Genomic DNA, 20,781 nt, shown 5'->3' with positions numbered 1-20,781 from the left:
CTGGCACACCTCACCGGCCCAGCACGGACCAATAGGGCTTGAGCGCCTCACGGCTGCGCTGGAGCGCCGCCGCCGCTTCCCTCGAGACCCCTTTCGGGAAGCTGTCCTTCGTCTCTCCCGCCATCACCTCCACGCAAGCGTGCACCGACTGCGAGAGGCCCTCCAGCGAATAGCCGCCCTCCAGCATCAGCGCCAGCCGCCCCTGGCACGCGCTCTCCGCTACGTCCCGGAGCGCCGTGCACATGGCCGCAAAGCCGCGCTCGGTGAGCCGCATGCCGGCCAGCGGGTCATCGCGGTGCGCGTCGAAGCCCGCCGATACCAGCACCAGGTCCGGCTTGTAGGCCTGCGCCACCGGCAGGAAGAGGTCCTGGTAGAGCGCCCCGTAGTCCGCGTCCGTCGCGCCCTCCGGCAATCCGCAGTTGATGGTGTAGCCGGCCCCGGGGCCCTCGCCCACCTCGAAGGGCGCGCCCGTGTCCGGGTAATAGGGATACTGGTGCACCGACATGTACAGCACGTCCCGCCGCGTCCAGAAGGCCGCCTGCGTGCCGTTGCCGTGGTGCACGTCCCAGTCGAAGATGAGCACCCGCTCGGCCCCCTGACGGCGCGCGGCCTCGGCGGCGATGGCCACGTTGTTGAAGAGGCAGAATCCCATGGACCGGTCCGGCTCGGCGTGGTGCCCCGGGGGCCGCACCAGCGCGAAGGCGTTGTGCGCCCGCCCCGCCAGCACCTCCTCCACCGCCTGCACCGACGCTCCCGCCGCCAGCACCGCCGCGTCATACGTGTCCGGCGACGTCAACGTGTCCGGGTCGATCACCTCGTGCCGGCCGCGCAGCCCCCGCAGGTAGTCGCGCAGCCGCTGGGTGTGCACCGCGGCGAGCTCCTCCTCGGTGGCCGGGCGGGGGGCCCGCCGCTCGCTCCCTGAGATGGGCTCCATGTTGAGCAGATCCAGGATGCGGGAGAGGCGCTCGGGACACTCGGGGTGCTCGGGACCCGGGTCGTGACGGAGGAAGAGGGGGTCGGTCAGCAGCAGCGTCTGGGTCATGGCGCGGGCTCCCACCCCTCCAGTATGGAGCGGACGCGCTTCGGGTGCCTGCTCCCTCTCTCTCCAGGGGGGGGACCGACGGTTTCTTGCCCTTCGAGGGTCAACCTTCCTACAGTCCCGAGGCCTTGCTCCGACGCCTGCCAAAATTCGGTCTCCGGGTCTCCCTCTTCGGACTCTTCACGCTGGCCCTGATCATCATCCTCGGGGCCCTCCACTTCTCCATCTCCTGGAAGGTCTCGAACTACCTCGAGTCCAGGCTCATGGAGCATGGACATGCCAAGGCCCGGGAGCTCGCGAGCATCCTCACGCGGCCGGATGCGGACACGTTCGCCATGCGAGCCATCGGCGGGCTGTCCGAGGCGGACAAGGACTTCACGTACGCCGCCATCGTCACCAGCAACGGCAGCATCCTGCTGGAGGGCGGCGCGCAACCCGAGCGCTTCACCGACCTGCTCGGCCAGCTGTCCCGGGCGGGGGCCGCGGCGTCCTTCGAGCTGCCCAGCGGGGATCGGCTCCTGTCCCAGTCGGCGCAGGGACCGCAGTGTGGGACCGGGGCGTGCCAGATCGTCGTGGTGGTGGACTTCGCGCCCCTGCGCGGCATCCTCAGTGAGCTCACTTGGCTGCTGGCGGGCGCCTTCATCATCGGCCTGGGCGTGGTGGTGGGCCTCATCTACGTCGTCACGCACCGGCTCATCTTCCGGCCGTTGGATCGGATGATGGCGGTGGCGCGCAAGATGGCCGAGGGCGATCTCACCAGCCGGGTGGCGGTGGACGCCACGGGCGGCGGCGAGCTGGGCCAGCTGGCCGAGGCGCTCGACAGCATCGGCCAGTCGCTGCGCAAGACGCTGGGCCAGGTGCGCGGCGTGTCCGAGGTGGTCTCCGGCGTCATCGACCAGCTCTCGCGCGCGGGCACCACGGTGTCCTCGGGCGCCTCCACCATCCAGGGGCGCGTGGAGGAGACGTCCTCGTCCATGGAGCAGATGCTGGCCAGCTTGCGCGGCATCGCGGAGAACGTGGAGGTGCTCTACCAGAGCGCCGAGGAGAGCAGCTCCTCCATCATGGAGATGGCCGCCACCAACGACGAGGTGGCCGAGAACGTCCAGGCCATGGCCGCCAGCGTGGAGGAGACCACCAGCGCCATCGAGGAGATGACGTTCTCCATCAAGGAGGTCGCCAAGAACATCGACGAGCTGCGCGACTCCACCCAGGAGACGTCCTCGTCCATCAGCCAGATGGACAGCTCCATCGGCCAGGTGGAGGCCAACGCGAACGAGACGGCGCGCCTGTCCGAGCAGGTGTCCGAGGACGCCAAGACGGGCGTGGACGCGCTGCGCAAGACGATGCAGGGCATGGACCGCATCAAGGAGTCCAGCCTCGGCGCCTCGGGCGTCATCGACAGCCTGGGCCGGCGCATCTCGGAGATTGGCAACATCCTCAACGTCATCGACGATGTGGCCGAGCAGACCAACCTGCTGGCGCTCAACGCCGCCATCATCGCCGCGCAGTCGGGCGAGCACGGCAAGGGCTTCGCCGTGGTGGCCGATGAGATCAAGGACCTGGCCGAGCGCACGGGCGCGTCCACCAAGGAGATCGCCGACCTCATCAGCCGCGTGCAGGAGGAGAGCCGCAACGCGGTGCAGGTGATGAACCAGGGCGTGCGCAACGTAGAGGAGGGCGTGCAGCTGGGCCGCGAGGCCGAGGGCACCCTGCGTAAAATCAACGACAGCGCGCAGAAGTCCACGCAGATGGTGAAGGCCATTGCCCGGGCCACGGTGGAGCAGGCGCGCGGCAGCAAGCAGGTGACGCAGGCCATCCACCGCATCTCCGAGACGGTGCAGATGATCTCCAAGGCCTCCAACGAGCAGGCCAAGGGCGGCGAGCAGATCATGAACAGCGCCGAGCGGATGAAGGCCATCACGGCGCACGTGCAGCGCAGCAGCCAGGAGCAGGCGCACGGCAGCAAGCAGATCACCCGCTCCATCGAGAACATCAACGAGATGGTCACCCACCTCAACCGCGCCCAGAAGGAGCAGACCAAGGGCAGCGAGCAGGTGCTCAAGGCGGTGGAGGCCATCAAGGGTGTGTCCGAGCACCAGACGCGCTCGGTGAAGGGGCTGGAGGAGGCCATCGACAGCCTCCAGCGGCAGTCCGAAGTACTTCGCGCCGAGATCCGGCGCTTCAAGGTGTAGCCCCACCCCGCGTTTAGTGGAGGGGCCCCATGTCGTCGCCCCGAGCCGTCTCAGAGCGTGCGGTCGTCTTCCTGATTGGCGCGGTCCAGTTCGTCAACATCCTGGACTTCGTGATGGTGATGCCGCTGGGCCCGGACTTCGCGGCGGGGCTGGGCATCGCCACCAGCCACATCGGCACCATTGGCGCGGCGTACACGGCGGCCGGGTGCGTGGCGGGCGTGGCGGGCAGCTACTTCCTGGACCGCTTCGACCGGCGCAAGGCGCTGGCGGTGGCCATGCTGGGGCTGGTGGTGGCCACGGCGGCGGGAGGCTTCGCCACGGGGCTGACCTCGCTGTTGGTGGCGCGGGCGATGGCGGGCCTGTTCGGCGGCCCGGCCACGTCGCTGGCCATGTCCATCATCGCGGACCTCATCCCGGCGGAGCGGCGCGGGCGGGCCATGGGGGCGGTGATGGGAGCCTTCTCGGTGGCGTCCGTGCTGGGCATCCCCCTGGCGCTGAAGCTGGCGGGCTGGGCGGGCTGGCGCATGCCCTTCTTCGCGGTGGCGGGCCTGGGGCTGCTGCTGGTGGCCGCGGCCATCTTCTTCCTGCCGCCGATGCGCGGACACCTGGAGCGCCAGAAGGGCCCCGTGGTGAGCGTGCGGCAGCTGTTCACCCGGACGGACGTGCTGCTGTCCTACGCGATGACGTCGCTGCTCAACGTGGCCGGCTTCATCATCATCCCCAACATCTCCGGCTACGTGCAGCACAACCTGGGCTACCCGCGCGATGAGCTGGAGCTCATCTACTTCGTGGGCGGGCTGGTGAGCTTCGTGACGCTGCGGGTGGCGGGCAAGGCGGTGGACGCGCTGGGCTCGTTCCGGGTGGGCACGGTGGGCTCGGTGCTCTTCATCGGCACGCTCTACATCTCCTTCATCCACCTGCCGGCCGGGGTGCCCCTGGTGGCCGTCTTCGCGTGCTTCTTCCTGTCCAACGGGGTGCGCAACGTGGCCTACAGCACGCTCACCTCGCGGGTGCCGGAGCAGGCCATCCGGGCGCGCTTCATGTCCTTCCAGTCGGCCGTGCAGCACCTGGGCGCCGCTGCCGGGGCCTTCCTGTCCTCGCAGCTGCTGACGGACCTGCCCGGCGGGCAGCTCGGGGGGATGAACCGGGTGGTGCTGGTGTCCATGGCCTTCACCCTCATGGCGCCCGTCATGTTCTTCCTGGTGGAGCGCCGGGTGCTGGCACGCGACCGGGTGGCCGCCACCCCGCTCGCCGCCGTACCCGTGGCCACCGGGGCAGGGGCCCCCCGCTCCTGAGGGGCAATCTGCCCCGTGAGGGGCCCGGGGGATGGGGAGGCAGGCGGACAGGGCCCGGTGGTCCAGGGTTGCACCCCGCCGCTCGGGGCGCGATAACCCCGGGGCGGTTCCCCCTGGAGCCATCCGCTCATGTTCAACGTCGGCGCAGGCGAACTCATCCTCATCGTGGTGGTGGCGCTGCTCGTCCTCGGGCCGCAGAAGCTGCCCGAGTTCGCGCGGTCCATCGGCAAGTTCGTGCGCGAGTTCCGCCGGCAGACCGATGAGGTCCGCACCGTGGTGGAGCGCGAGTTCTACAAGATGGACCAGGAGTTCATCGACGAGCCCCGCCCCCAGGTGCACCCGCCCACCCCGGCGGCGCTGCCCTCGCCGGTGCCGGCCGCCCCCGTGCCCGTGATGCCGGCCGCCGCGCCGGAAGTCCTGGCCACCGCCGCCGCGCCGGAAGCCCTAGCCACCGCCGCCGCTCCGGAGGCCGCCGAGGCCGTGGCCCAGGCCACCGCCACCTCTTCTCCCACCGCCGAGCCGTCCGCTGCCGGGCCCGCGGAGCCCGACGCCCTCCCGCGTCTGGAGCCCGTCCCCGGCACCGTGGCGCGCAACGCCCCCAAGAGCGGCTAGCCCTCGAGATTCGCGCCCGTGGACAACGACCTTCGGATGAGTCTGGCGGAGCACCTGACGGAGCTCCGCTCCCGCCTTCTCAAGTGCACGATCGCGGTGCTGGTGCTGGGCTGCGCGGCGCTGGTGTTCGCCAAGCCCATCTTCGGCGTCTTGATGAAGCCGGTGCTGGACGCGCTGCCGCCCGAGGGCCGGGCGCTCGTCTACACCTCGGGCATCGAGGAGCTGAACGTCCTGATGAAGGTGGGCGTCTACTGCGGCATCTTCCTGACGACGCCCGTCATCCTGCTGCAGATCTGGGGCTTCGTATCGCCGGGGCTCTACCCGGACGAGCGCCGGTACGCGGGGCCCTTCGTGTTCCTGGGCTCGACGGCGTTCCTGGCCGGAGCGCTGTTCTGCTACTTCGCGGTGCTGCCCTCGATGTTCAAGTTCCTCCTCAACGACGAGGAGGGCCTGGCCATCTCCCAGCGGCTGGACGTGGGGCGGCTGAGGGCGGACGACGCGCTGCGCTTCCTGCGCATCGGTGACGCGGAGCGGGCGGGGGTGCTGGCGAAGGAGGCGAGCACGGCGCTGAAGGCGGACGGCATGGGGCAGATGCCGGAGGCCACGCGGGCGCCCTCGGAGAGCGTGGAGCTGGAGGCGCGGCTGGACGGGCTGGGGCGGCTGCTGGACGCGGCGGCGGACGGCTTCGGGGTGCCGGCGCGCAACGTGCTGCGGCAGACGGTGGAGAAGCGGGCGGAGGCGGTGGAGGCGTACGCGAAGGAAGACTACGGGGCGTCGGCGAAGGCCATGGACGAGGCGGCGAGCCTGCTGGCCGGAGTGGCGCCCACGCGTGCCGAGGAGCTGTCGGGGCTGTGGCGGTTGGAGAAGGAGCTGGCGCTGGGCAAGGCGCGGCACGTGGCGGCGGCGTGGACGAAGCCGATGCTGACGATGAACGAGCAGCTCTCGCTGGTGCTGCTGCTGCTCCTGTCCTTCGGAATCATCTTCGAGTTGCCGCTGGTGATGGCGCTGCTGGGCCTGGTGGGCATCGTGAAGGCGGGCTGGCTGATGAAGTACCAGCGGCACGCGTTCGTGGTGTGCCTCATCGCGGCGGCGGTCCTCACGCCCACGGGTGACGTGGTGAACCTGTCGCTGATGGCCGGTCCGATGCTGCTCTGCTACGAGCTGGGCGTGCTGGCGGTGTGGCTCATCGAGCGTCGGCGCTCGAAGCAGGAAGCCGAGACGAGCATCACCCCGACGCCGGGAGCCTGAGCCCAGCCGAGAGCCCCATTCCCCGCCCACTTCCCCTCTCCCCTCGGGAGAGGGTCGGGGTGAGGGTATCGAGGCTCCCGGGTTGAGCCAGAGGGTCTGGGAGACCCGTGCTACGGACTCACGGATCTCCAGTCCGCATCACTCGCGCTCTGCATCTGGTTGAGCCAGTCCAGGAGCACCACGCCCTGCGAGCTCTGGGCCCCTGGGTTGAGCAGCATGGTGTGGGCCTGGCCGGCGGTGATGAAGGAGCGGGTGTGCGGTAGCGGCGCGAGCACCGTGGTGTCGAGATCCCTCAGCGCGGCCTCGAAGGCGGTGGCGGAGAGCTGCAGGTAGGTGCGGATGGTCTGATCCTGCGCCGAGGACAGGAGCGCCATGCGGTCCTCGGGGTACTTCCTGGCGAGCGCCGGGTAGAGCGCCGCGTAATCGTCCTTCACGGCGGGGTCGAGGGCGTCCATGACGGCGTCGTAGTTCCAGGCCTTGGCCCAGGAGGCGCGGAGGCTCGCGGACATGGCGCTGCTCTTGAACAGGGGCCCGGAGTCATCGATGAGGACGACTTTGGCGTTGGGGAAGGTGGAGCGGACGAAGTCGTAGTTGAGCGCCGCGCCGAAGCCGCCAGCGCTGGAGCCGGTGACGACGACCTGCTCGGGGTTGGGGAACGTGGAGGCGATGCGGGCGAGGAAGGCCTCGGTGTTCATCCGGCCCTTGTGGTGGATCGTCTTGGTGGTGGAGCCGGCGGTGTAGACGGCGTCCGCGTTGCCGATGTGCAGGTCCCCGGTGCAGTACGGGATGAAGAAGTAGTTCCAGTCCTTGAACGGGTTGTTGGCGAGCTGCCGGTCGAAGATGGAGCCCGTGCTGAGCCTCGAGGTCAACGCGTCGAACTGGGTCTGGGTGAAGGGCCCGTGCGCGGAGGTGTTGAGTTGCAGGCAGGTGACGGCGTCCCAGCAGGCCCCGCCACCGTTGAAGAAGATGAGCAGGTTCTTGCTGTCGCCGAGGTTGGCGCCGAGTCCCGTGGGAGTGCCCTCGTCGCAGGTGGAGTTGGAGAAGTCGACCCAGCTCCACGTGTGCTGCGGGGTGGAGATGGGCGGCTCGGTGGGTGTTTCCACGGGCGGCTCCACGGGCTCCTTGTCGCATCCCGTGCCCACCACCATCACCGCGGCGAGTACTGCCAACAGCTCTCGGCTCATGTTCGTGCGCTGCATCGTTCGTCCTCGTGTGTTGCAGGAGAGGCAGGAGGATAGAGGAAGGTCCGGCGGCGGACAGCCCGGCCGCTACCTGTGTGCGCGGCGCCACAGACGCCCCGTGTGCCCCGCCCCATCCCGGCGCCGGTGCCCGAAGCTGCCGGGCCTGGCGGTAGACACGGGAGGAACGGACATGCGGAAGATGCTCTGGGTGGCAGGCGGACTGGCGCTGGCGGGGTGTGGCCAGTCGCGTGCGACGGCGGAACTGATGAACACGAGCGGCCAGAAGGTGGGCACGGTGACGCTGGTGGAGCGGGGAGACTCGGTGGAGCTCCAGGTCGAGGCCACCGGACTCGAACCGGGCAAGCACGGCATCCACTTCCACCAGGTGGGACTGTGCGAGACGCCGGGCTTCACCAGCGCGGGCGGCCACTTCAACCCGATGGACAAGCAGCACGGGTTGGAGTCGCCCACCGGCGCGCATGCCGGGGACCTGCCCAACCTGGAGGCGGACGCGAGCGGCAAGGCCTCCTACAAGGCCACGACGAACCGGGTGACGCTCGACGAGGGCCCGCTCTCCATCTTCGACGCGGACGGCACCGCACTCGTCATCCACGCCAGCCCGGATGACCAGGTGACGGATCCGTCGGGGAACTCGGGTGCGCGGGTCGCCTGCGGTGTCCTCGCGCGGGACGAGTAGGAGACGGCTCAGAAGGTGAAGCCCACGCGGAGCAGGTGGAGGTTGAGGCCCAGCGCCAGGGCTGGCCTGGGCTCACCCGTCCCCGTGTAATTCCCGTCGACGCTGAGGAAGGGGGGAATGTCCTCGATTCCGGTGCTCACTCCCGCGGCCAGCCCGCCCACGATGGAGAGGTAGACGGGTCCGAACCGCCACTGGTACCCCACGTCGAGTCCCGCCTGCAGGCTGAAGCCGTGGGAGCCGCGGGTCTCCAGGGGCTGGCCGAACACGTCCGGATCCGCGCGGCCCGGGTGTTGGCGGTAGTAGCCGAGGATGAGCCGCGGCTGGAGGAGGAAACCGCGCCCGGGGCTTCCTCCGAAGCTGTAGGCCAGACCCACCGAGGTTCGCACCAGGGTGGTCCCGTAGCACTTGCCCGTCACGTCCCGGCAGCCCCCCACGTTGTGGACCACGAGCAACTCGGTGGCCAGCGAGCGGCGCGCATCCAGGGGATGGGCGTAGCCACCCGAAAGCATATAGATGCGTTCATCCGCGTCCCGCGCCGAGGGCGAAGCCGTGTACAGCAGGCCCAGCGAGGTGCCCAGCGGCTCGAGCCAGAGGAGACGTTCGCCCTTCCCGGCAGCGGACTCCACCGGGATGTCCTGGGCCTCGGCCGCGCCAGCGATGGAGAGGACAGCCAGGGTAAGGGCGGCGAAGCGGGACATGGGCTTTCTCCTGAGAAGGTGGAGCCCGCCCATCGCAATTCGAGGGCCAACCTCTCTTCCCTCCAGGCGCCCGGCGCGGCACCCCGTTGGAGCACGACACGGGTGTCAGGCGCCGCTCGGGACAAGGCTGGGAAACTGATGGCCGCAACCTGACTCCTCTTCATGAACGGGTATTTCATGTATTCCGTGGTATCCTGAGACATGTCTCGGATGAAGCTCCAGGAGGTGGGGATGTCGCTGCAACGGATGGCCACTCCAGTCTCTCGATGGGTGTTGGGATGGGTCCTGTTGGCGGGCCTCGCGGGCAGCGGGACGGCCCGGGCGCAGTGGGACTGCTACGCGCCCCAGCCCGGCCATCCCACGTCGGCGGAGAAGACGGCGTTCATCGAGGAGCTCAAGGTCTACGCCCAGGAGGCGGAGGCGCGCTGGGGCTCGCCCGCGGCCGCGCTGCTGGCCATGGCCGCCAATGAGTCGGGTTATGGCTTCACCCGTATCGGGCTCTACGCCAACAACCTGTACGGGTGGAAGTGGACGAGCTCGGAGGCGGCCGGGGGGCGGCCCTCCTACGTGCTGGCGTGCCAGCCCTCGTGGGATCCGAACAACAAGTACGTCAGCTTCGCCAACCGGCGCGAGGCGGTGCACTTCATTGGGATGAAGCTGGCCACGCTCGCGCGCTACAAGCCCGTCACCGAGCGCTACGTCTCGGACATCCGCAACGGGGTGGCCGTCACCACGGCCGTCAACCGCTGGGTGCAGGGGATTCAAACCGCTGGCTACAACCCCTACGCCTCCTACGTCACCAAGACGGTCTCCTACCTCAACAACTACCTGTCACCGGGCAGCACGTACTCGGCCACCTCCAATCTCTACAAGTACTCGCCGGTGACGGGCGCGGTGGAGGATGTCTGGGTCTCCATCGACGCGCCTTCCCCGGGCGCCACCGTGTCCGGGAGCGTGGCCTTCAACGCCTCGGTGGGCGGCGGGGCCGTGGACACCGTGAAGCTCTACAGCCGCCGGGATGGCACCACCGAGTGGTTCGCGCTCGCCTCGGACACCACCGCGCCCTACGGCGCCACCTGGGCCACCAACCCCTGGGTGGCCGATGGCGCGTACGAGCTCAAGGCCGAGGCGTGGAAGGGCACGGTGCTCGCGGCCACCGGGACGCTCCGGGTCCTGGTGAAGAACGGGGCCGCCGCGGTGTCCTTCACCTCGCCCGCCAGCGGCGCCATCGTCTCGGGCAACGTCTCGCTGCAGGCGGGCGTGAGCGGCGCCACCGTGGAGGGCGTGCGCTTCTACAGCCGCACCGCGGGCACCTCGGATGCGTGGTACCTCCTCAACTCGGACACCACGTCGCCCTACGCCAGCTCCTGGGCCACCAACCCCTGGGTGAATGACGGCGACTACGAGTTGAAGGCCGAGGCCTTCCAGGGCACCAGCGTGGTGGCCACCGCTCTCACCTCGGTGACGGTGAAGAACGCCACCGCGCAGACGTACTGGGTGGACTTCTCCTCCCCGAGGAACGAGGCCCAGGTGGCGGGCACCGTGGGGGTGCAGCTCTCCGCGGGCGGGCATCCCCTCAACGACGTCGACACCGTCAAGCTCTACAGCCGCACGGCGGGCTCCACGGCGAGCTGGTACCTCATCACCACCGACGTCAGCGCGCCCTTCGAGCCCTCCTGGGCCACGAGTCCCTGGGTCGCGGATGGCCGCTACGAGCTGAAGGCCGAGGCGTACCGGGCGGGCACGTTGGTCGCCAGCAAGGTCATCACCGTGGCCGTGCAGAACGCGGACACCACGCCCCCCGCCGTGTCCCTCACCGTGCCGGCGGACGGCTCCATCGTCCAGGGCAACGTCACCCTCTCCGCCAGCCCGAGCGACGCGAGCGGCATCTCCCGGGTGGAGTTCTACAGCGACTCGGGCAACTACCTGCTCAACACCCGGACGAGCGCGCCCTGGTCCATCTCCTGGGCCACGGACCCGTGGGTGAAGAATGGCTACCAGACGCTGGTGGCCCGCGCCTGGGACACCGCCGGCAACGCCTCCGAGTCGCGCGTCACCGTGATGGTGGACAACCCGGGCAGTGGCATCACCCTCAACAACGGCCTGGACAACACCAGCCTGTCCTTCCGCGTGAGCGGCGGCGCGTACTGGTACGGCGACGACAAGTACTACTACACGGGCCAGGACTCGGCCCGGAGCGGGCAGGTGGGCCATGGCCAGACGAGCACGCTCGAGTTCACCGCCGAGGGCTCTCGGACGCTCAAGTTCATGTGGCGGGTGAGCTCGGAGCCGTACGCCGACTACCTGGAGCTGTGGATCGACGGCGTGAAGAAGAACAGCATCTCGGGCGAGACGGCATGGGCGGCCCAGTCCTGGTGGCTGGCCGCGGGGAGCCACTCCGTGCAACTCATCTACCGCAAGAGCGCCAGTGGCACGGCCGGTGGCGACGCGGGCTGGGTGGACTACCTGCGGGTGGAGTGAGGCTCAGAGCGGCGACTCGAAGCGCACCCCCGTGCGTAGCAACTCCGTGGGGTACAGGGTGCCGCGCCACACGATGCCGCCGCGCCGCCACCCGAGCCAGCCGGAGCGCAGCAGGAAGGCCACGAAGAGCAGGGTGCCCACCGGGAACGCGAGCGTGGCCCCCAGGGGCCGTTGCAGCACGCGGCTGGCCAGGGCACACGTGGCGAGCGCCATCCCCGTACCCGCCAGCCCCAGCATGCGCAGCCATGCGGGCCACCCGGGCGCCAGCGCGAGCAGGGGAGCGGTCTCGATGAGCAGGAAGAGCAGGCACGAGAGCACGAGGCGCGTGTTGCTGAACCGCCCCATCACCCCGAAGCCGCTCTTCTCGCAGCCCCGGGCCATGGCACCCAGGGAGGAGTAGAGCTCCACGCTCACGTGGCCGAGCGCATGGGCCACCCCACAGCGGCCCCCGGTGCGTTTGACCATCTGCCCGAAGGCGGCGTCATCGGCGATCTCCAGCTTGAGCCACTCGAAGCCTCGGGTGCGCGCGAGCATGTCGCGGCGCACGAGGTTGAACACTCCGGCGCCCATCGAGGCGGAGGAGGTGGGGTCTTCCACGCGGTGGAGCCGTGCGGCGGTGCCGATCAGCCGCATGGTGGTGGAGACGGCCGTGTCGAGCAGGAAGGACGTGGGCCGCAGGCGGAAGAGCACGGTGAGGAAGTCCCAGGAGCGGGCCGCGCACAGGGCCATGGCGCGGCGCACGGTATCCGGGGCGAAGTGGATGTCCGCATCCGTGAACAGCAGCCAGTCGCCGGTGGCGGCCTCGGCGCCGCGGTGGAGCGCGTGCAGCTTGCCGAGCCAGCCCTCGGGCAGGTGGGTGATGTGGAGGGCCTTCACCCGCGCGTCCGCGGCGGCGAGCCGGTCCACCAGGGCGCTCGTCCCATCGTTGGAGCGGTCATCGACGAGCACCACCTCCAGCTCCGGGTAGTCCTGCGCGAGCCGCGAGGCCACGGCGGCCTCCAGGGTGTCCACCTCGTTGCAGGCGGGAATGACGAGCGACACCCGGGGCCACCGGGCCGGTTCGGGGAGGCCGGGTGCGCCTAGGCGCGGCAGGGCCCGCTCCAGCATCACCAAGCCCCAGGAGCCCAGGAGCCAATACGCACAGCTCAGGCCCACCAGCACCGCGAAGGCTCCCACCAGGATGCTCATGTCCGTTTCCCTCTCCAGGGCCCCGTGTCTTCAAGGCGCGTGCCGTGGCGGTCTCCTCGGGGCACGGTCGCCACCCGGGCACTCGCGTGTCAGGGAGTCCAGGCGGGGGCGGCGGGGCCTGACATCGTGTCTCGCGCCCCGTGGGTGGCCGAGGTGTCACGGCCGTGGTACGCAAGCAGCCGATGGTGACTCTCCGCCGCCGCCTGGCGATGAATCTGCTGTACCTCCGTGCGCTGCTGCGTCGCTTCCGCACGACGGTCCTCATGGCGGTGTTGCTCTTCGGCTGCATGCCGCTGGTGTACCGCTGGCGCCATGTGGGGCCGGACGGGCACGCGGTGACGCTGGGCAAGGCGCTGCGCCACGTCTACTTCCTGCTCTACGGGCAGCCGTCGCTGGACGTGGATGACAGCCTGTTGATGTTCCTCGACATGGTCATCCCGCCGGTGGGCATCGCGGTGCTGGTCGATGGAGTGGTGCGCTTCGCCTATCTCTTCTTCGCCAGGCACCGGCAGGACAAGGAGTGGTTCGAGGTGATCTCCGAGACGTTCAAGGGGCACGTGGTGGTGTGCGGCGCGGGGCGCGTGGGGTACCGGGTGGTGGTGCAGCTGCGCTCGCTGGGCAAGGACGTGGTGGTGGTGGAGAAGCGCGAGGAGGCGGCCTTCGTGGCGGTGCTGCGCGACGAGCAGGTGCCGCTGCTCATTGACGACATCCGCAGCCCGCAGTGCCTGCCCCGCACCAACGTGAAGAAGGCGGCGGCCATCGTCTGCGCCACGGACGATGACCTGGCCAACCTGAACATCGCACTGGACGCACGCAGGATGAACCCGGACATCCGCGTGGTCATCCGGCTCTTCGACGACGACCTGGTGGCCAAGGTGCGTGACACCTTCAAGGCCGAGGCGCTGAGCAGCTCGTCGCTGGCGGCCCCCGCCATGGCGCTGGCGGCGTTGGATCCGCGCATCATCCACTCGTTCCGCATTGGCACGCACCTGATGGTGGTGTCCGTCTTCGAGGCGCGGGCGGGGCTGCCGGGGTTGACCATCTCCGATGTGCGGGACCGCTTCGGAGGGCTGACGCTGTCCATGCGCCGGGGAGGGAAGGGTGACGAGTTGCTACACCCCTCCGGTGACACGCGCATCGAGCCGGGGGACGCGGTGACGCTCCAGGCCGAATACAAGGACTACAAGCTGCTGCGCGCCTTCACGATGGAGACGGAAGCCCCCGTGTATGCCCATCACGTCGGGAGCTGAGCCCGGCCTTCACTCCTCGCGGTGCTGCAGGCGCTCCAACTCGGCCGTCAGCTCCGCGATGCGGCGCTCCGCCTCCTCGCGCCGCCGTGCTTCCTCCTCGCGCCGCCGTGCTTCCTCGTCCACCCGCTGCTGCACCTCCTCCAGCTTCTCCCGCATCCGCGCCACCAGCTCCCCCGACTCGAGCAGCAGTGCGTTGCCCGACCACAAGCGCAACTGCGCCCCCACCACCTCCAGCTCCAGCCCCAGCACCTCCGAGGTGTAGCGGCCCTGCTTCGTCTCCATCCGCTCGTACCGTCTCGCCCCGGGCTCCGGTAACCGGTATCCCTCCAGCCGCTCCTTGGCCCGGTCGTAGATGAAGTACTCGGGAATCCCCAACCGCGCGTAGCGCTCCACGTTGTATTCGGCGTCCTTCTTCCGGTCGCCACCCACGTGGACTTCCAGCACCCAGTCCAGCCCCTTGCCCTCGTGGCTCACCACCCACTTCTCCCGCTCGTGCGTCTCCACATCCAGCACCACCAGCAGGTCCGGGGCGAAGCGGCGCTCGCCCGGGTAGTAGATGGGCAGCTCCGCACCGATGTACACCTTGCGCCGCTGGTGGCTGAAGTAGCCCTCGAGGAGGTCCAGCGTGCGCACCTTCGCCCGGAGGTGCTTGTCGCCCTCCGGCATGGCCATCTCGTCCCACGTCACCTCTCCGGGCAGTGACGCCACCACCCGCTCCCGCTCCTCCGGCCCCATCGCCTCCCACTCCTCTTGTGTGGGCGCCCGGGGGAAGGCGTCCCCACCCTCTTGTGTGTGCCGTCCCATGCCTTCAAGCCTGCGACGGGTGACCTCTCCGGTCAACCTCCCCCGCGCTACTTCTCAGCAAGGAGCGGGCCGAGTGGACAATGCGTACGCCGCCGAGTGCAGGGAGGCCGGGCACACCTCCTCCGCCGTTTCTGGCGTGGAGCGGGAGTCCCTGGCCGTGGACGTGCCGGGCAGGGCGAGCGCGCGCCGCAGCAGCCCCTCGAGCGGCCCCCACTCGATGAGGAAGCCGTCGTGTCCGTGGGCGCTGGAGAGCCCGGCGTACTCCGCGTGGCGCCCGAGTGCACGCAGGCGCTCCGTCAGCCGCTCCATGTGCTCGGGGTAGAAGAGCTGGTCGTTGTCGATGCCCACGCACAGGGCGCTCGCGCGGATGCGGGCCACGCCCCACGCTCCACCCGTGCCGCCCTCGGGCGCGCGCGCGAGGTCGTGGTGGTCCATCGCTCCCAGCAGCGCCAGGTACGTCCGCGCGTCGAAGCGCGCCCGCAGCTTCGCGCCCTGGTACTCCAGGTAGCTTTGGATGGGGTAGAGCGCTCGCGAGGACCAGCCCGGTGCTTCCACCTCTCCCGGACGCGGCTGGTTCCGCCCGTGGCGCGATTGCAGGCCCGGCTCCGCCCGGTAGGTGAGCATCGCGAGCTGCCGCGCCAGCTCCAGGCCTCGCGCGGGCGTCTCGGGGTACTCCGGGTCCAGCAGCAGCGCCTGTCTCGCCACGTGGTTCCAGCCCACCACCCACGGGCTCGCCTCCTCCGCCGCGGCGATGGGGCAGATGCGCTCGAAGCGCTCCGGTGCCAGCACCGCCAGGCACAGGACGATCATCCCTCCCAGCGAGCCCCCCGCCACCAGGGAGATCCGCTCGAGGCCCAGTGCGTCCAGTGCCTGGAGGATGGCCCGTGCCTGGTCCCACGGCGTGACAGTGGCCGGCAGCAGGTGCTCGTTCAGCCGCAGGTCTCCCCTGGGCAGCGGCGCGGGCGGCTCGAAATGGCGATCGTCCACGCGCTGGGGGAAGCCCTCATCCGCCGGCCCCGAGCTCCCGTAACAGGAGCCCAGGTTGTTGAAGCACAGCAGCCGCACCCGCTGCGGATCCAGCGCCCGGCCAGGACCGATGACCGGCTCCCACCATCCGCCCTCGCCTCCGGCGCGCATGTCTCCCGTCAGCGCGTGGACCAGCAGCACCGTGGGCACCGTGGCGTCCGGGCTCACGGGGGGCTCTCGGCGCGGGGACCCGGCGAGCTGGCGCAGCTCCTCCTTCGTGCGGCGCACGACGCGCAGGGTGTTGTCGCGCATGGCCTCCGGCGGGAGCACGTGGGCCCGTGAACGCAGCCAGGGCAGGTCCTGCTCCGGCCCCCACCACCAGCCTCGTGACACGTGGGACATGACCCGCGCTCCTGCTTCGAGCGGCAGGTCGGGCAGTGGGAGGTCGAAGACACACGGCGACGGGGACATTCGGGGTGCTCCTCGTTGGGGCTGAAAAGCCACGAGGCACCGGAGGCCAGACACGACAGAGCCCACCGACCCTCGCGGGATGGTGGGCTCCGCTCTTCCTCGCCACGGGTCGACGAACGTCGGTCAACCGGCGGCGGGCAGCGGCCCACCACTCGGCATCCACATTCGACGACTGGCGGAGGGCGCGAAGGTCATGACGAACGGCAACATGGACCCCGTCCGCTATCTTGTCAAGACATCCGTTGAACAAGACATCCGTTATGACGGAGGCGTTCACCAGATCTGCCAGGTATGGGGTGCGGTCCGGCCTGGCGCCGCATGGCGGAATATGCCGCCCGGCATGAAGCAGCCAGGCGAGCACGAGGGCGCTCCAACCCAGCAGGTCGGGTCTTTATTCCGGATCAACCATGGACTCGCCCGCGAGCCGAGTGGCAAAATATGAGAGTGAGCCCCCCTGCCTCGCCTGTCCCTCCCCCCGGGACGACCTCCGCGTCGGGCCGATTCCTCGCGGTCCCAGTCCCAGCCAAGCCGCTCTGGCTGGTGCCTCCTCGTGTCGTGCTGCAGCGCCGTGCCTCCCGCACGCTGTTGATGCATGCCCTGCGGGCCACCTCGCGCATCTTCCTGCTGATCGTCGCCGACATCGCCGCCTTCCTCCTGGTCCGCACCACGTTGAACCTCGTGCAGACCAGCCAGAAGCTCGAGCCCCTCGATGCCGCTACCCGCTGGGCCGTGCCCCCGCTGGGCTCCGCGGGCGGATGGCAGATGGGCGGTGCGCTCGTGGTGGGCCTGCTGATCGCCGGGGCCTACCGCTCGGGAGATGACTGGCGCTCGCTGCGGCGGGTTGTCAGCGGGGTGATGCTCGCGGTGGGCCTGGTGCTCTGGCGCGACCTGTGGCTGCGCGGCATCACCCCCGTGGTGGTGCACTACTTCACGGCGGTGGGCGGCCTGGGCGCCACCGTCATGTTGAACCGCTTCGTGCTCGACCGGCTCATCGCCCGGCTCATCCGCATCCCCGCCTTTCACTCCCCCGCCGAGCGGGTGATGTTGGTGGGCTCTCCGGACGACCCCGCCTGCCAGCGGGTGCGCGAGCGCCTGGAGCACTTCGGCGTGCTGGAGGTGGTGGGGTGGGTGTCCCCCGCCGTGCCCGAGCTGCCCGCCGACGGCCCCGGCAAGGTGCTCGGCTCCGTGGATGACCTCTGGAACGTGCTGCAGCACAACGCCGTGGACACCGTGGTGCTCTGCGGCTTCGTGGACGACGCGCAGATGAAGGCGCTGATGGAGGCAGTGGTGTCCGCCGGCGTCCGCCTGCTGGCCGTGTCCCGCTATGACCGGCTCGGCTGGGTGCGCCCCTCGCCCATCTCCTACCGCTCGCTCTCCTTCATGGAGCTCACCATCCCCTCGCTGCGCGCGCAGCAGATGTGGATCAAACGGGGCGTGGACCTCCTGGGCGCGGGCCTGGGGCTGCTCGTCATCTCCCCGCTGCTGGCGCTCATCGCCATCGCCATCAAGCTCGACTCGCGCGGGCCCGTCTTCTTCGCCCAGGAGCGGGTGGGGCAGGGCGGCCGCACCTTCCGCATGATGAAGTTCCGCACCATGCGGGTGGGTGCCGACGCGGAGAAGGCCAAGCTGGCCCACCTCAACACCAGCGGCGACGCGCGCCTGTTCAAGATTCCCAATGATCCGCGCGTCACGCGGGTGGGGGCCTTCCTGCGCAAGTGGAGCCTGGACGAGCTGCCCCAGCTGCTCAACGTGCTGTGGGGCAACATGTCGCTGGTGGGACCGCGGCCCTTCTTCGAGTCGGACCTGGTCAACTACCGCGAGCACCACTTCGGCCGGCTGGGGGCCCTGCCGGGCATCACCGGCCTGTGGCAGGTCAGCGGCCGCAGCTCCATCACGGATTTCGAGGACGTGGTCCGGCTCGACTGCGAGTACATCCACCGCTGGTCGCTCTGGTTGGACCTCGAAATCCTGCTGCGGACGCTGCCGGCCGTGCTGCGGCGGACCGGCGCCTACTGAGCGGCGGCCACGTCCAGGGCCAGTTCGATCATCTCGTCGAACGAGCTCTGGCGGGCCTCGGCGCTGAGCTTCTCGCCGGTGCGCAGGTGGTCCGAGACGGTGAGCAGCGCCAGGGCGCGGGCGTTGAACTCGGCGGCCACGCCGTACAGGCCCGCCACCTCCATCTCCACGGCGAGCATGCCCATGCGCTCGTGGACCTCGTAGTTCTCGCCGCCCGGGGCGTAGAAGAGGTCCGAGCTGAAGACGGAGCCGGTGCGCACGGCGAGCTTGCGCTTCTCGGCGGCCTCCACGGCCTGGCGGGCGAGCGCGAAGTCCGCCACGGCGGGGAAGTCCTGGCCCTTGAGGCGCATGCGGTTGACGTTGGAGTCGGTGCCGGCGGCGAGCGCGACGATGACGTCCCGCAGCTTCACGTCCTGGCGCAGGGCGCCGCAGCTGCCCACGCGGATGAGGACGCGGGCGCCGTACTCGCGGATGAGCTCGGTGGCGTAGATGGAGATGGAGGGGATTCCCATTCCATGGCCCATGACGGACACCTTGCGGCCGCGGCTCTGGCCGGTGAAGCCGTACATGTTGCGGACCGAGGTGACCTCGCGCGCGTCCTGAAGGAAGCGCTGGGCGATGTAGCGGGCGCGCAGCGGGTCGCCGGGCATGAGCACCACGTCGGCGAAGTCTCCCGGCGCGGCGGAGATATGGGGGGTAGGCATGGCGCGGGAGCATAGCCCCTCCGCCGTCCAGGCGAAGAGGTTATGGCTGGCCGCAGGGCGGCCAACCGGGGATGCTCGGGAATCCTCATGCCCATTTTTTCCAGCAGCCCATGAGGTCTCTCTCCTTCCGCTCCCAGCTCCTGCTGCTGATGGTGCTCCCCGTGCTGGTGACCACGGCGGTGCTTGGTGGGCTGGCCTACCGGAAGGCGAGCGAGGCCGTACGCGAGAACGCCATCCGGGCGGTGGGGATCGTGGCGAACGCGCGCGAGCAGGCGCTGGTGATGAGGCTGAGCCGGCAGCATGAGCGTGCCAGCGGCTTGCTGGTCGCGCTCTCCGAGTGCACGCCGGGCATGGGACCGGAACGGGTGCGCTGCCTCCAGGACATGCTCTCCCGGTTCGTGGCCACCGAGGGCGTGCGGGACGCCCGGCTGACGGTCCGTGGGCTGAAGCCCGTCCTGGTGGGGCCGGAGGCGGAGTCCCTGGCGGACCTGGCCCCGATGCTTCCCGGCCAGCTGGCGCACGTGGAGCCCAAGCGGGGCCAGGAGCGCGTCTACGACATGCTCGTCGAGGGGGGAGACATGAGGCTGGGCCTGCGCTTCGGTGCCGCCGCGCAGCTGCAGCCGCTCTTCCGGGAGCAGTACGGGCTCGGCCAGTCGGGGGAGACGTTCCTGGCGGACAACCAGGGGGTCTTCATCACGGAGCCGAGATACCCGGGGCACTCGGGGGAGAGCCAGAGCCATCCCATCGACGCGCGGCCCATGCGCGAGTGCCTGTCCGGGCGGGACGCGGAGGTGCTGGCGCCGGACTACCGCGACGTCGACGTCATCCACGGCTTCCGTTTCATCGAGGAGATGGGCGGCGGCTGCATCATGGCCCACATCGAGCAGGCCGAGGCCTTCGCCCCGGTGCGCGCGCTGCGGGCCCGGCTGGCCGAGGTCGCGCTCGTCCTGGCGGCGGCCGCCGTGGGGCTCTCCTTCGTCTTCGCGCGCCACTTCTCGCGCCCCGTGTCGCGCCTCACCGACAGCGCCCGGGCGCTCCAGGAGGGCACCCTCGACATCGTGGTGCCGGCCGAGGGCCCCCTGGAGCTGAAGACGTTCGCCGAGACCTTCACGAAGATGGCGCGCTCGCTCCAGGAGTCCACGGCGGAGCGCGAGCGGCTGCTGCGCGAGGTGCAAGCGGAGCGGGCCCGCCTGGAGGTGCTCGCGCGGCAGGCGCAGGAGGCCGCCCGCATCCGTGAGGACCTGGTGGCCGTGGTGTCCCATGACTTGCGCAACCCCATCTCGGCCATCTCCATGTCCGCCCGCGTGATGCTCAAGCGCGAGGGCCTCGAGGACTGGCAGGCCAAGGGGCTGAGCCGCATCTCCTCGGCGGCGGACCGGGCCATCCGGCTGATCCGCGATCTGCTCGACTCCACGCAGGCGCGCGTGGGAGGGATTCCCGTGGAGCGCGGGCCCCTGGACTTCCACGCGCTCGCGCGGCACGTGGTGGAGGAGGTCCAGCTCGCGCACCCCGAGCGGCACATCCACTTCCAGTCCGAGGAGGAGGCTCACGGGGCGTGGGACGCGGACCGCATGGCCCAGGTCATCACCAACCTGGTGGGCAACGCCGTGCAGCACAGCCCCGCGGACACGCCCATCCAGGTGCGCTCACGGGGGGACGACGTGGAAGTGCTGCTGGAGATCCACAACGAGGGTCCGCCCATTCCAGCCGAGGTGCTGCCCACCTTGTTCGAGCCCTTCCAGAAGGGACGGAGCACGCGGGGAGGTGCCCCGGGCAGCCTGGGCCTGGGGCTCTTCATCAGCCGGCAGATCGTCGAGGCGCACGGGGGCTCCATCGAGGTGCGGTCCGCGCAGGGGGAGGGGACCACGTTCACGGTCCACCTGCCGCGTGCGGCCGCCGCGGGAGCGCCGCCGGGGGGATGACGGATAGACTCCCCGGC

At 70.0% G+C, this 20,781-nt stretch carries 17 protein-coding genes; 10 read left to right on the top strand and 7 right to left on the bottom strand.

Annotation, left to right across the window (positions count from 1 at the left end):
* Positions 1-10: 10 nt before the first annotated feature.
* On the bottom strand, positions 11-1,042 hold the full coding sequence (locus NR798_RS38360) for a histone deacetylase (RefSeq protein WP_375767522.1): 1,032 nt from the start codon (positions 1,040-1,042) through the stop codon (positions 11-13).
* 260 nt (positions 1,043-1,302) lie between these two features.
* Between NR798_RS38360 and NR798_RS38355 the strand changes: the two genes are divergently transcribed.
* The 4 genes from NR798_RS38355 (at position 1,303) to NR798_RS38340 (ending at position 6,386) form a co-directional block, all read left to right on the top strand.
* Complete coding sequence (locus tag NR798_RS38355) at positions 1,303-3,231, top strand: methyl-accepting chemotaxis protein (RefSeq protein WP_375773893.1); 1,929 nt, start codon at positions 1,303-1,305, stop codon at positions 3,229-3,231.
* A 29-nt stretch (positions 3,232-3,260) separates the two neighbouring features.
* Complete coding sequence (locus NR798_RS38350; protein ID WP_375767521.1) at positions 3,261-4,526, top strand: MFS transporter; 1,266 nt, start codon at positions 3,261-3,263, stop codon at positions 4,524-4,526.
* A gap of 129 nt (positions 4,527-4,655) precedes the next feature.
* Entirely contained in the window at positions 4,656-5,138 is a 483-nt protein-coding gene (tatB, locus tag NR798_RS38345) for a Sec-independent protein translocase protein TatB (RefSeq protein ID WP_375767520.1), read from the top strand.
* 36 nt (positions 5,139-5,174) lie between these two features.
* A complete protein-coding gene (locus tag NR798_RS38340) occupies positions 5,175-6,386 on the top strand; it encodes a twin-arginine translocase subunit TatC (RefSeq protein WP_375773892.1) in 1,212 nt (403 codons plus the stop codon).
* Positions 6,387-6,496: 110 nt separating this feature from the next.
* Here NR798_RS38340 and NR798_RS38335 read toward each other — a convergent pair whose 3' ends face one another.
* Entirely contained in the window at positions 6,497-7,585 is a 1,089-nt protein-coding gene (locus NR798_RS38335; RefSeq protein ID WP_375767519.1) for a pectin acetylesterase-family hydrolase, read from the bottom strand.
* Between the two features lie 172 nt (positions 7,586-7,757).
* On the opposite strand from NR798_RS38335, the gene NR798_RS38330 reads away from it, so the two are divergent.
* Positions 7,758-8,264: a superoxide dismutase family protein gene (locus tag NR798_RS38330; protein ID WP_375767518.1), complete on the top strand. Its 507-nt coding sequence runs from the start codon at positions 7,758-7,760 to the stop codon at positions 8,262-8,264.
* 8 nt (positions 8,265-8,272) lie between these two features.
* On the opposite strand, the gene NR798_RS38325 is transcribed toward NR798_RS38330, so the two are convergent.
* On the bottom strand, positions 8,273-8,962 hold the full coding sequence (locus NR798_RS38325; RefSeq protein WP_375767517.1) for a hypothetical protein: 690 nt from the start codon (positions 8,960-8,962) through the stop codon (positions 8,273-8,275).
* Positions 8,963-9,163: 201 nt separating this feature from the next.
* Between NR798_RS38325 and NR798_RS38320 the strand changes: the two genes are divergently transcribed.
* Positions 9,164-11,443, top strand: a complete 2,280-nt coding sequence (locus NR798_RS38320) for an Ig-like domain-containing protein (protein ID WP_375767516.1) — start codon at positions 9,164-9,166, stop codon at positions 11,441-11,443.
* Positions 11,444-11,446: 3 nt separating this feature from the next.
* On the opposite strand, the gene NR798_RS38315 is transcribed toward NR798_RS38320, so the two are convergent.
* Positions 11,447-12,631 (bottom strand): glycosyltransferase, encoded by a 1,185-nt coding sequence (locus NR798_RS38315; protein WP_375767515.1) that lies wholly within the window; start codon positions 12,629-12,631, stop codon positions 11,447-11,449.
* A 182-nt stretch (positions 12,632-12,813) separates the two neighbouring features.
* On the opposite strand from NR798_RS38315, the gene NR798_RS38310 reads away from it, so the two are divergent.
* Positions 12,814-13,881 carry a potassium channel family protein gene (locus NR798_RS38310; RefSeq protein WP_375773891.1) on the top strand — a complete coding sequence of 356 codons (1,068 nt, stop codon included), beginning with the start codon at positions 12,814-12,816 and terminating at the stop codon, positions 13,879-13,881.
* Positions 13,882-13,890: 9 nt separating this feature from the next.
* Here NR798_RS38310 and NR798_RS38305 read toward each other — a convergent pair whose 3' ends face one another.
* On the bottom strand, positions 13,891-14,685 hold the full coding sequence (locus tag NR798_RS38305; protein ID WP_375773890.1) for a Uma2 family endonuclease: 795 nt from the start codon (positions 14,683-14,685) through the stop codon (positions 13,891-13,893).
* 54 nt (positions 14,686-14,739) lie between these two features.
* Positions 14,740-16,053: an alpha/beta fold hydrolase family protein gene (locus NR798_RS38300; protein WP_375767514.1), complete on the bottom strand. Its 1,314-nt coding sequence runs from the start codon at positions 16,051-16,053 to the stop codon at positions 14,740-14,742.
* A gap of 262 nt (positions 16,054-16,315) precedes the next feature.
* On the opposite strand from NR798_RS38300, the gene NR798_RS38295 reads away from it, so the two are divergent.
* Both NR798_RS38295 and NR798_RS38290 read left to right on the top strand, forming a co-directional pair.
* Positions 16,316-16,564: a hypothetical protein gene (locus tag NR798_RS38295; protein WP_375767513.1), complete on the top strand. Its 249-nt coding sequence runs from the start codon at positions 16,316-16,318 to the stop codon at positions 16,562-16,564.
* 113 nt (positions 16,565-16,677) lie between these two features.
* The gene (locus NR798_RS38290; RefSeq protein ID WP_375767512.1) at positions 16,678-18,138 is read left to right on the top strand and encodes a sugar transferase; all 1,461 of its coding nucleotides are present in this window, start codon (positions 16,678-16,680) and stop codon (positions 18,136-18,138) included.
* On the opposite strand, the gene deoD is transcribed toward NR798_RS38290, so the two are convergent.
* The gene (deoD, locus tag NR798_RS38285) at positions 18,132-18,842 is read right to left on the bottom strand and encodes a purine-nucleoside phosphorylase (protein WP_375767511.1); all 711 of its coding nucleotides are present in this window, start codon (positions 18,840-18,842) and stop codon (positions 18,132-18,134) included. The genes NR798_RS38290 and deoD overlap by 7 nt on opposite strands.
* Before the next feature lie 110 nt (positions 18,843-18,952).
* Here deoD and NR798_RS38280 point away from each other — a divergent pair, with 110 nt between their 5' ends.
* Positions 18,953-20,764 carry an ATP-binding protein gene (locus tag NR798_RS38280; RefSeq protein ID WP_375767510.1) on the top strand — a complete coding sequence of 604 codons (1,812 nt, stop codon included), beginning with the start codon at positions 18,953-18,955 and terminating at the stop codon, positions 20,762-20,764.
* Positions 20,765-20,781: the final 17 nt, after the last annotated feature.

The organism is Archangium gephyra (assembly GCF_042230915.1).
Classification (GTDB): Bacteria; Myxococcota; Myxococcia; order Myxococcales; family Myxococcaceae; genus Archangium; species Archangium gephyra_B.
The sequence above is the reverse complement of the archived record's forward strand: the minus strand, read 5'-3'. Positions and strand labels throughout refer to the sequence as shown.